This is a genomic window from Ignavibacteriales bacterium, from assembly GCA_016709765.1.
Taxonomy (GTDB): domain Bacteria; phylum Bacteroidota; class Ignavibacteria; order Ignavibacteriales; family Ignavibacteriaceae; genus IGN3.
The window spans coordinates 1117914-1130125 of sequence record JADJMD010000013.1 but is presented as its reverse complement, the minus strand read 5'-3'; the positions used below and the strand labels follow the sequence as shown (position 1 = coordinate 1130125).

Genomic DNA, 12212 nt, shown 5'->3' with positions numbered 1-12212 from the left:
CCTAAATACGCAGAACAATAATGAGGTTATTATTCCTTTCCTTATTTTTGCACATTACAAAAACAAAAGAAAGCATAAATGAGCGCAGAAGTAAACAAAATTATTTACTCAATGGTTGGGGTAAGTAAATTCTATAACAACAAACCAATTTTAAAAGATATTTACCTTTCCTATTTCTATGGAGCTAAAATTGGTGTAATCGGTTTAAACGGATCAGGTAAATCATCGCTTCTAAAAATTCTTGCAGGGGTTGATAAAAACATAAACGGAGAAACAGTTGTGTCTCCCGGTTTTACAATCGGCTACCTTGAACAGGAACCGCATCTTGATGATACAAAAACTGTAAGAGAAATTGTGCAGGAAGGTGTTCAATCAATTGTTGATTTGCTAAGCGAGTATGATAAAATAAATGAAAAGTTTGCAGAACCGATGGATGATGATGAAATGACAAAGCTTCTCGAAAGACAAGGCGAAGTTCAGGAAAAGTTAGAGGCAATGGGTGGTTGGGATCTTGATGCACGACTCGAAATGGCTATGGATGCGTTACGATGTCCGCCATCAGATGCTTTGTGCAAAATACTTTCCGGCGGAGAGCGAAGACGTGTTGCGCTGTGCAGACTGCTACTTCAAAAACCGGATATTCTTTTACTTGATGAGCCGACTAACCATCTTGATGCTGAAACAGTTGGATGGTTAGAGCAACACTTACAAAAATATGAAGGAACTGTAATAGCAGTAACGCACGATAGATATTTTCTTGACAACGTTGCAGGCTGGATACTTGAGCTTGACCGCGGCGAAGGAATTCCGTGGAAAGGAAATTATTCATCGTGGCTGGAACAGAAACAGGAAAGATTGCGCGTTGAAGAAAAGCGCGAAACCGACAGACAGAAAACTTTGCAGCGCGAACTTGAGTGGATACGAATGAGTCCCAAAGCTCGTCATGCAAAATCTCAATCAAGGATCACTTCTTATGAAAATCTTCTTAAGGAAGAAAAGGAAAAAGGACAGAAAGATCTTGAGCTTTATATTCCTGTTGCAGAACGACTTGGTGATATTGTAATCGAGACAGAAAAACTTAACAAAGCTTACGGCGATAATATTTTAATTGATGATTTAACATTCTCAATTCCACCCGGTGCAATTGTGGGAATAATCGGAGCTAACGGTGCTGGTAAAACAACTTTGTTTAGAATGATTACAGGATCAGAAAAACCTGATTCAGGTAATCTTAAAATCGGTTCTACTGTTAAGATGTCCTATGTTGATCAATCCAGGGATGCGCTTGATTCGGAAAAAAGTATTTGGCAGTTAATATCAAACGGAGAAGACACCATTATGCTTGGCAACAGGCAGGTAAACTCGCGTGCTTATGTGGCTCAGTTTAATTTCTCGGGTGCAGATCAGCAGAAAAAAGTAGGAATGCTTTCTGGCGGAGAAAGAAACCGCGTGCATCTTGCAATGATGTTAAAGCAGGGCGCCAATGTTATTCTTCTTGATGAACCAACCAACGATCTTGATGTGAACACTTTGCGCGCGCTTGAAGAAGGTATTGAAAAATTTGCAGGATGTGTTTTGGTAATAAGTCACGATAGATGGTTTTTAGATAGAATAGCAACACACATTTTAGCATTCGAAGGTGAAAGCAAAGTTGTTTGGTTTGATGGGAACTACACCGAGTACGAAGAAAAACGAAAAGAAAGATTGGGAATAGAGGCAGATCAGCCGCATAGAATTAAGTACCGACATTTAACTAGAAATTAAAAAATTGATTTCGCGATCCTAAAAAAATAAACTTATTATCAAAGAAAGGTTCGGGTTACATTATGAAAAAATTATCGGTCCTTTTGCTTGCCCTTACGTTCATCATTGCCTGCTCTAAAACCGAGGAGAAAAAAGTTGAGACCACGGAACAACAAACCGTAACCACACAAGAAGCACCTGCGCCGGTTGTTAATCATAGATATGGAATAAAATCCGGTGTTGTTTTATACGATGCGCCAATGGGTTTAAAACAAGAATTATATTTTGATGATTATGGGGCAAAAGAAGTTTTTATAACAATGATGGATATGGGTGTAGCAAAAACCAAAGCTATAGAAATTAGAAAAGATGGCTACACTTACAAATATGAAGATGGAAAAAAAGATGGAACAAAATCAAGATGGTATACAAGTGAAACCGATTTTGCAAAAGCAGATCCTAAAACCATTGAGCGCTACAAAGTAAAAGATCTTGGTACAGAAACAATTGATGGTAAAGAATGTAAGAAATGGAGCGCGGAGTTTAATGGAACACCAATGGTAACATGCATTTGGAATAATGTAATGGTAAAATCGGTAACACAGTTTAACGGAAAAGACCTTGTTATCGAAGCAACAAAAATTCAGGATACTTCAGTAGATCCTAAATTGTTTGAGCTGCCCGCTGGTGTAACTTTTAAAGATATTTAGTTTAAATAAATACTTTGCGTCTTAGCATCTTTGCAGAGGGAAAAATTTTCACGCAGAGACGCTAAGCCGCAAAGAATTAATTCATTTCCTATACTGCTTTATAAACTCTTCAACTTCCGGCAAACCGCCTTGATAAATTAAGTAGCCGTTGCTGGGTTCTCGTTCAGTAATTTCTCCGTTAATTGGGGTTAGCATTATCTCTTTAACTTTTTCTAAATCATTTGTTTGTCCGAGTGCCCAGCCTAGTTTTACATAAGCAACTTCGGGTAACATATTTGCAGCAGGAATTACACCAAGTTCCATCATATCCCTTCCGGTATCATAAACGTACATTTGCACATATCCCCAAAGAGTCTGTACAGTCATATAAACAGCAACATTTTTTTCTCTTGCACGTTTTAAAGCAGGATACATCGGTTTGTTTACGTGCCCGAGTCCGGTACCTGCAATTACAATTCCTTTATAACCATTATCAATTAGTGAGTCAATTATATCCGGCTGCATATTTGGATAGTAATAAACAATAGAAACTTTTTCTTCAAATACCGGATTGATTACAACCTCTTTATCATCTCTTCTTCTTTTATAATCCTCACGGAGCGGAGTGATTTTTTCATTGCTAACCATTGCGATCGGAATGTCACCAATCGTTCTAAAAGTTGAACGATAACTTGAGTGCATTTTTCTTACTCTGGTTCCGCGATGAAGCAGGCCGTACATATCAGAAGTTGGACCAAACATACAAACCATAACTTCGGCAATATCACTTTCGGAAGCTGTTTTAACTGCGTGAATTAAATTTAAGGCAGCATCTGAGGATGGCCGATCACTAGAACGCTGCGAACCAACCATTACAATTGGTACCGGAGAATTTTGAACCATAAACGATAATGCAGCAGCAGTGTGATGCATTATATCTGTACCATGGCCGATTACTATACCTTGAACACCTTTCTCAATCTCATTGCCGATGGCTTTTGCAATACCTGTCCAATGCTTCGGTCCGATGTTTTCACTGAACTCGCCATAAAGTTTTTCTGTTTCAAGATTGCAGTAATCTGCAAGCTCCGGCACTGAGCCGTATAGTTCTCCGGGAGAAAAAGCAGGAATAACTGCGCCGGTTCTGTAATCTAATCGCGATGCAATTGTGCCTCCCGTTCCCAAAAGTTTTACTCTCGGTTTTTTAGGATCGTAAGGAAAGTCTTTTTCAGGGATTTTGTACTTCGCTTCTCGCCTTCCAAATATTTTTACGTTCTTAATTTTTTCAGCAGCAATTCCAATGTTATAACCAATTAGCATTTTAAGAACAATATGAAACTCATCTGCGGTTTCTGACCGGGGTAAAATTAATCCTTTAAAACTTCCTTCATCCGTAAGAATTTCAACGTCGCTCCAGATTGGTGTTTTAAATTTTTGCAGTGTTGTTAATGCAACTCCACGATAACCTTTGTAATCTTCTATATTTATATCAGCCATTATTTTAATTTCTTTTTATCTTTTAAATAATTTTTAGCATTTTTTTTTTTTTTTTTTTTTTTTTTTTTTTTTTCTTTTTTTTTTTGGGTTTTCCTCCCTTTTTTTTCTTTTTTTTTTTTTTTTTTTTTTTTTTTTTTTTTTTTTTTTTTTTTTTTTTTTTTTTTTTTTTTTTTTTTTTTTTTGTGTTTTTTTTTTTTGTTTTTTTTTTTTTTTTTTTTTTTTTTTTTTTTTTTTTTTTTTTTTTTTTTTTTTTTTTTTTTTTGTTTTTGGCTGGGCCTCCCCGGTTTTTTTTTTTTTTTTTTTTTTTTTTTTTTTTTTTTTTTTTTTTTTTTTTTTCTCTCTTTTTTTTTTTTTTTTTTTTTTTTTTTTTTTTTTTTTTTTTTTTTTTTTTTTTTTTTTTTTTTTTTTTTTTTTTTTTTTTTTTTTTTTTTTTTCTTTTTTTTTTTTTTTTTTTTTTCTCCTTTTTTTTTTTTTTTTTTTTTTTTTTTTTTTTTTTTTTTTTTTTTTTTTTGTTTTTTTTTGGGGGGGGGGTTTTTTTTTTTTTTTTTTTTTTTTTTTTTTTTCTTCTTTTTTTTTTTTTTTTTTTTTTCCGCCCCCGCCTTTTTTTTTTTTTTTTTTTTTTTTTTGGGGGGCCCCCCTCCCCCTTTTTTTTTTTTTTTTTTTTTTTGGTCCCTTTCCCCCGGGGGGGGGGGGGGTTTTTTGGAAGATATTTTATTTCAATAATAGAAAAAAAATTTTTTTTTTTTTCCCTCCTCCCAAGGGGGGGGTTTTTTTTTTTTCAAATTTTTTTTTTTTTTTTTTTTTTTTCATCTCTCTTAATACCCTTTTTTACTTAAACCCGATCTTATCTGCAATATCTTTTGCAGGCACTCTTCCACGAAGTTTTTTCATTATCATACCCATCAATAAAGCGGTTTTATTTTCAGGATTAAACATTTTAATTTTTTCAAACCTGGACCCTAAGTTTTTAATTATATCATCAATTTCTTTTTCATCAGCAGGATTTGAAATTACTTCTTCTGTAAAAGCGCCAAGCTCTGCTGTAGTTCTTAATTTTGTTAGTAAAGCATCTTTTGGGATTTTGTTTTCAGAATAAGATTTTAGAATTTCTTCAAACATACTTTTGTTCAGCCATTCAGTGGTACAGCCACGCTTTTTTAATCTCTTGGGATATTGGATAAGAAAGACAGCAACGGTTGTTGGGTTAATTTTCCAATCATTAACCGCTTTCTTAAACAATTCGGCATATTTTGAAACAGAGAGTTCTTCAATTGTGTCTTTTGGAATTCCAAGTTTGACATACCATTCTATTCTTTTCCAAAATTGTTCAGGCAAAGAAGATTTTATTTTTTCTAATCTATCCTTTGTAATTTTTTTTGGCGGAAGATCTGTATCAGGGTACATTCTATCAGCACCAGGAAGAATGCGTTCAAATCCGTTTGTTCCGTCACTCATTGCCTGTCTTGTTTCAGATGGAATTCCAATTGTAGCTTCTTTTGCACGAATAATGATTTCATTAATTGCAGTCTTAACATCATCTTCGCTTCCCCAAACAAGTATCATTGAATCGTTATCAGTGGTATTAGTAAATTTTTTAATTTTTAACCAATCAGCAGAAGTTATTGTATCACTCTTACTATCAGAATGAATAAGGTTAGGAATGTTTGTTAAGCATGCTATTACTCTAACTCGGTCAGATATCTCTTTTGAAAAATAAGTATCTGTTTGTGTTTGCCAGTGAAGTAAATCTTTAAAACCTTTTAACACAACCACGCTTAGTGTCATTCCCGAATCCACGGCATTTTTAAGTGGTGCGTAATAAACCTTCTTTAATAGTTTTGTAATATCGTAAGATTCAGCTTTAAATGTTTCGGGTGTTATTCCTCGTTTTTTTAATTCTTCTTTTAAGCGCAAAAGATTCCATTGTCTCATCGCTTCATTATAGGTTAAAAGTGGGATTAATGTTATTTGCGGAACACCTTTAATTTCAACACGTGTTCCACCTTCTACACTTACATTAACATCTTCGCGTGCAGCTCCCATTCCCCTTCTAACTTTTTGAGTGCTTCTTACAAGTTTGCTGCATTGCCAAGCAACTTCTGCTACTTCCTGTGGTGTGTGCATTGCTGGTTCCGTTACAGTTTCAATAAGCGGCATTCCTAGTCTGTCTGTCAAATAAACTCTTTCATGACCGATATCAGAAACTTCTCGGCAGGAATCTTCCTCGATAGACATTTGAACAATTTTTATTTTTTTATCTTTGTAAGGTATCCAGCCATCCAGCGCATAAATTGCCGTTCGTTGAAATCCTGTGGGAATACTTCCATCCAAATATTGCTTTCGCGCTATGTGAAGTTCATCCACAAGATTACAGTTGTATAACATTCCAATTCCGATTGCAATATCAAGCGCATCATCGTTAATAAGAAAAGGCGGAGTATCATCCATCTCGTAAGTACAAACTGTTTCCCGTTTGATGTGATATATAATGTTCTTCTTTGTTTTAAATTCCATCAAAGCTGTGCCGTCATAAACTCCCATTTCAGAAAGTGTTGGACGCATATGGCGCAATATTTCAGCATCAAATTCTCTGCTGTATTTTCCAGCAGGGCATCTGCAGAAAAGTTTTTTTTCGGTTAAAAGCTGTTGATGGATTTCTAATCCAGATTTGAATCCGACTTTTTTGTAGTCTTCTTCTGTCATTTCACTAAAAGGCTTGAAGATAAAATCATACATAAGTGAGCCGTAAATTTTTATTATTATTGGTATGAAAAATAAACAAAGTTTTATGCAGCAGAAACTAATATTTAAGTATCCAAAATTAAAAAAATCTTCCTGTATTCATCTAAATCAATTATCTTTAAAAGAGTCGTTTAAAATCGAAAATTATTTGGAAGTTATTTTTTAAAAGGAAGCATATTTTATTTTGAACAAAATAAAAAACATCACTAAACTTTCTGAGCTGCCTGCAACAGCTATTTGTGGCAATGATATTACTTCATCCTGTCTCTATGTTTCTGCGTTATCTATTATATATGCAGGACAATATGCATGGATAGCGCTTTTAATGGTTGCCGGAATACTGTTTTTATTTAGGAAAATATATGGCGAGGTTGTTGGTGCATTGCCATTAAATGGCGGAGCATATAATGCGTTACTAAATACCACAAGCAAATCAATAGCATCTTTAGCGGCAACCCTTACTTTGTTATCCTATATGGCAACTGCAGTTATATCTGCATCGGAAGCAATGCATTATGTTCATCATCTGTTTAATGGATTTTCTGTTTTAGCGGCAACGGTTGTTTTATTAGCTGTTTTTATGATGATAACCATAATTGGAATTGGTGAATCATCTAAAGTTGCTGTGTTTATTTTTATTACTCACATCATAACCCTCACTGTATTGGTTTCTCTATCGATATGGTATTTGATTAATAATGGATTTAGTGTTCTCGAATTAAACTATCAACAACCAGTAAAAGAAGGAAGCATATATATTGCTTTATTTTTTGGATTCTCCGCAGCAATGCTTGGTATATCAGGATTCGAAAGCTCCGCTAATTTTGTTGAAGAACAGAAGCGTGGTGTTTTTCCTAAAACACTTAGAAATATGTGGATAGCTGTTGGCATATTTAATCCAGCAACTGCATTTTTAGCACTCTCTATAATTCCAATTCCCGAAGTGTCCGGCCATCAAGAAGCTTTGTTAGCACATATGGGAAACATTGCGGCAGGAAGTTGGTTGTCGGTTTTAATATCAATAGATGCCGCGCTTGTATTAAGTGGCGCTGTCTTAACTTCGTATGTTGGTGTTAGCGGCTTGATAACAAGAATGACCTTAGATAGATGTTTACCAAATTTTTTATTGAAGAGTAATAAAAGAGGTACAACTCACAGAATTATTATTGCTTTCTTTTTGCTTTGTGTTTCAATTCTTTTCATTACAGGTGGACAGTTGGGTGCATTAGCTGGGGTATATACAATATCATTCCTTTCTGTTATGATACTTTTTGGAATAGGTAATATATTATTAAAAGTTAAACGTAGTAAAATACCACGACCAGAAAGAGCATCAGCAGTTTCTCTAGTTATTGCAATAAGTGCTGTTATAATTGGTTTGATTGGAAATGCAATAATGAATCCTGGATATCTAGTTGTGTTTTTGGAATACTTTGTGCCAACGGTTGCTGTTGTTGCGATAATGCTTTGGAGAATTCCTATTCTAAAAGGAATCCTTTTTATTATTAGATCAATTGCCGAAAGTCTTCAAAAAATCACACGTACTACTTCAACTGTGATTAGAGATAAAATTAAACAGATTAACTCACAGCAATTTGTATTCTTTACAAAAGGAGATAACATAGCTAGCTTAAATGAAGTTATGCTTTATGTTCGACGAAATGAAAACACAAAGAACATTAAAATTGTAACAATTGTTAATGATGCAAACATAGTTTCTGAAAATTTGAAACAGGAAATTGAAGTTTTAGATAGAGCCTATCCGGAAATTGATATTGAGTATATTGAAATGCCTGGTGAATTTTCTCCTGAACTAATTCAAACTTTATCCGAAAAATGGAACATCCCAACTAACTTTATGTTTGTTGGCCAGCCGGGTGAAAAATTTATGTATCGATTAGAAGAATTGGGTGGGGTGAGATTAATTATTTAAACTGTAGAGACGCATCGCAATGCGTCTCTACTAAGCACACTTTTATTTGCTAAACTTGCTGAAGTAATCCTTAAACATATCTTTATGAACCATAAAATCCATTATCTTCAGCTTTACATAATCTTCCTGATAGTAATAGTATCCCTTGTCTCCAGTATTTTTTGATCCAGCCCCTGAATCTTTAATTAAAAACCATGTTTTGCCGTCTAATTCTTCATATCCAACTAAATGTATTCCGTGATCATCAGTTGTTGTTTCATTACTGAAACGAAATTGTCTTGAGTTTTCATCAATGTATTCAGAAGGAATATCAAAAGTTGGAACAACTGCACATTTTGTCCAGCTATAATAACCAGGCTCACTAACATCGCCGCCGATTGCAAGTGTATAACCATTCTTAATTGAATTCTTTAATATTTTCATAAAATCATCAAGCGGAATATTGTAATAATCTTTGTTATGCCACCAATTGTCCGGAACTTCATACTCAACTTGCTGCCAATACGGCTGCTGCATATATGAAACAACATCAACGTAATCATCAACATTTAATTTTAGATAATCTGTTAGATATTCTTTAGGCGAATATTTCTTTCCGTCAACAACAACTTCAGTTGGCGGTGTGCCTAGATAATGATTTAATATTGATTTTGTAACTTTAACAACTTCATCTTCATCCCAAGCATTTATAGCTTTTACATTTTTGAGATAAGTCTGAATTTCATTTATCATCTCACGATGATCATGAAATTTTTGATTGGGTAACAACCCAGTAAAGGCAGCTAAGGGAACAATACCATACGTTTTGTAAATTCTTGTAACTGCATTTGCTTCAGAACCTTCTTCAACAATTGATTTACCACGATTATGAACAAACTCTTTAACTTTTTCAACATATTCCCAGTAAGCAGTATAGATTGGAGAAAGCTGAACTTTTTTTCCGGTTAAACGATAAACTTCTGATTCGAAAAATGAAGTGGTAGAAAAACTCCAGCAAGTTCCTGTTTGTCCTTGAGAAACCGGATCGTTATGCCAGTAGTATTTAAACTCTTCTTTTGATTGCGGATAATTCATCCCTGAAAAATCAAGCATGAATGTTTTCTTTTTTTCTTTTGTTGGATTTTTAAATTCATCAATCCCTTTTTGAATTTCTTTATAAAAACCATCCTTTGGTTCTACAAAAACGCCTTTGTTTTTTTCTTGTGGTTTAGTTACGGAAGCTGAAATTAAAACTAAAATTACGATAAGCGATATAAATAATTTCATATCATATCCTTTAAGTAAGTTGATCAAATTAAATTAAAACTAACATTCAAAATTAGGGATAAATAAAAAGAGAGCGAAGAACACAAATAAAAAATTCCCGGTCAGATTGAAGGAGGCAACAAACAATCCGCCGGAAAATATTTCGAGACACTATTTTATAAGGATCATCTTACCCGCCATTAGACCAATGCCAAAATCAATTGTATAAATATAAACATCGGATGGAGCTTCTTGTCCGTTAGAGAATTTCCCATCCCAAAAAACCTCATAAGTTCCTGCATCAGAAACATAATATTTAATTTCTCTAACTAGTTCACCCAACGAATTATAGATCTTCACAACAACATCGGTTTGAATATTTTTTCCGATTGTAAATCTTATATTTGTTGATGGATTAAAAGGATTAGGATAATTACCAAGAATACGGAATTCCGTGGGTTGGATTGGTTCTGTACATATAATTATTCCCTCTTCAACTCCAGTTGGGTTTCCAAAACTTGTAAACGGAGAAATCACACCAAAAGCAATACTCAAATCAATGATTTGCTGTTTTAATAACAAGGCTTGCGGAGAATAAGGATCGAGTAAATAATATTGAACTATTAAGTACTCGATTTTTTGCTTTGCCCAAACTTTTGGTAAAAAACTATAATTAAGAATGTTTGAATCTGCCAGCGTTACTGGATAATTGTATTGTACATTCTGCCCAAATGCTTCACCGGAAAGCGTGATATTAATATTTCCAGGATTTGAATACCTTCCCGAAACAATCATTTGTTGTCCTTTATACAAATTTGGTAATGGATTGGGAAATATTTGATTTAAATATTGTGGGTCAAAGGAAATTGATGTGTTAAGCAATACCGGATTTCTTATCTGCTGGTAGAATGTTGTCAAGACCTCTTCTAATTCATTGTTCAATAAGAAAGTTGCAAATCCATTATTATCCAAAGAAATCTGAGTTAACAATTGTTCATTAACATATGAGCCTATCCCGAAACTGAACAATAAAATATTTGTTTCTGTAGTTTGAATTAAATTATTTATATGCTGAACTAGCTGTTCAGTAATTGTTATTCCGGCCGTAGCCTCTCCATCCGTTAAGAAGATAATAATATTTGCTGTTGAGTCATTTGCTGTTGAGAATTGTGGGACAGCAACATCAAAAGCCCCGGAAATATTTGTTAAATTTCTTGCATAAATTGTTGAAATATAACTCAATGCTTGATTCATTGTGGTTTGATTAAACTCAACATGTGTAGGGCTAAAGCTAGTAATCACATCATCAAAGTCTATTATATTAAATTTATCACCATCATTTAAATTTTGTACGATATAACTCGCTGCGTTTTTTGCTTGTTCCATCTTTGTTCCAGACATACTTCCAGAGCGATCAATTATTAGTGTGAAAACTTTGTCAATTACTTCAGTGTTATTACTAGGATCGGGCTCTGCAACAAATACAAAAAATCCGTTTTCTTGCTCATCGGGAACTAATGAATCGGGAAGAAAAGTACTGAAGCTAAATAATCCCAACTCATTTAAACTTAAAGAATATAAAACTTTATAATTTGCATTCGCATATAATTCTGAAGCTGTATATTCTAAAAAAGCATTGTTACCATTATTGATTTGCTGCGTAGCTGTGTGACTAAGTAATTGAATTGTTTCTATGGTTCTTGAAGAATTTAATGAAAATTTAAATTCCTGATAGTTTAATGAAGCTTGTTGAATTAGCGTGTAATTATTTGGATATTCAAAATTTACACTACCAAACGAGTACTTTAAAAATTCAACATAAGTTAATTCAATAGTAACTATTGAATCTGCTTTTAATGTATCAAGAATATCAAAATACAGAGGAACATCACCAAGATATTGTGCAAGATTTGGATGAGGATTACCCCCAGGCAATGAAGTATCGGGCGGTTGTGGAGTAATCATTGCAGTATTCCACATTCCATTGATTTTCCATTTTAACGAAACCGCACTAGCTCCCAATGGTAGCGGAAAAGCATATTTAAAATTTTTATCCACCCCAAAAACATTTCTGAACGTCTGTGTTGTTTTTATAAGAGCGATCTGGTTTTCAACTTCAACATTAATAATTGAGGTTTCAACTTTTAGATAAGATTGATTTGAAGCATTTACTATTCCGACTCCATTAGCAAAGATGCTAATTGATGTGAAAATTGCGAATAGAACTATTACCAACTGTTTCATAATGGCCCCTTCCTGTTGGATAAAAGTTAAAGAACTCTAAAAATATGTAATGAAACTTAATCTTAATAGCAGAATATTTCAAGCACATTACTTTATATCGCCACAAATAAAAAATTCCC

7 protein-coding genes are annotated in these 12212 nt (G+C 33.8%); 3 read left to right on the top strand and 4 right to left on the bottom strand.

Annotation, left to right across the window (positions count from 1 at the left end):
* The first annotated feature begins 78 nt into the window (after positions 1 to 78).
* Both ettA and IPJ23_14600 read left to right on the top strand, forming a co-directional pair.
* Positions 79 to 1764, top strand: a complete 1686-nt coding sequence (ettA, locus tag IPJ23_14605; protein MBK7631908.1) for an energy-dependent translational throttle protein EttA — start codon at positions 79 to 81, stop codon at positions 1762 to 1764.
* 62 nt (positions 1765 to 1826) lie between these two features.
* The gene (locus IPJ23_14600; protein ID MBK7631907.1) at positions 1827 to 2453 is read left to right on the top strand and encodes a hypothetical protein; all 627 of its coding nucleotides are present in this window, start codon (positions 1827 to 1829) and stop codon (positions 2451 to 2453) included.
* Between the two features lie 81 nt (positions 2454 to 2534).
* On the opposite strand, the gene gatD is transcribed toward IPJ23_14600, so the two are convergent.
* Together gatD and gatE are read right to left on the bottom strand one after the other, a co-directional pair.
* Positions 2535 to 3929 (bottom strand): Glu-tRNA(Gln) amidotransferase subunit GatD, encoded by a 1395-nt coding sequence (gene gatD, locus IPJ23_14595; protein MBK7631906.1) that lies wholly within the window; start codon positions 3927 to 3929, stop codon positions 2535 to 2537.
* 828 nt (positions 3930 to 4757) lie between these two features.
* Positions 4758 to 6665 carry a Glu-tRNA(Gln) amidotransferase subunit GatE gene (gene gatE, locus IPJ23_14590; protein MBK7631905.1) on the bottom strand — a complete coding sequence of 636 codons (1908 nt, stop codon included), beginning with the start codon at positions 6663 to 6665 and terminating at the stop codon, positions 4758 to 4760.
* A gap of 199 nt (positions 6666 to 6864) precedes the next feature.
* On the opposite strand from gatE, the gene IPJ23_14585 reads away from it, so the two are divergent.
* A complete protein-coding gene (locus IPJ23_14585) occupies positions 6865 to 8604 on the top strand; it encodes an APC family permease (GenBank protein MBK7631904.1) in 1740 nt (579 codons plus the stop codon).
* Between the two features lie 42 nt (positions 8605 to 8646).
* Here the strand turns inward: IPJ23_14585 and IPJ23_14580 are convergent, their stop codons facing one another.
* Positions 8647 to 9870, bottom strand: coding sequence for a peptidase C1 (locus tag IPJ23_14580; GenBank protein ID MBK7631903.1), 1224 nt, complete (start codon positions 9868 to 9870; stop codon positions 8647 to 8649).
* Between the two features lie 150 nt (positions 9871 to 10020).
* The gene (locus tag IPJ23_14575) at positions 10021 to 12093 is read right to left on the bottom strand and encodes a VWA domain-containing protein (GenBank protein ID MBK7631902.1); all 2073 of its coding nucleotides are present in this window, start codon (positions 12091 to 12093) and stop codon (positions 10021 to 10023) included.
* Positions 12094 to 12212: the final 119 nt, after the last annotated feature.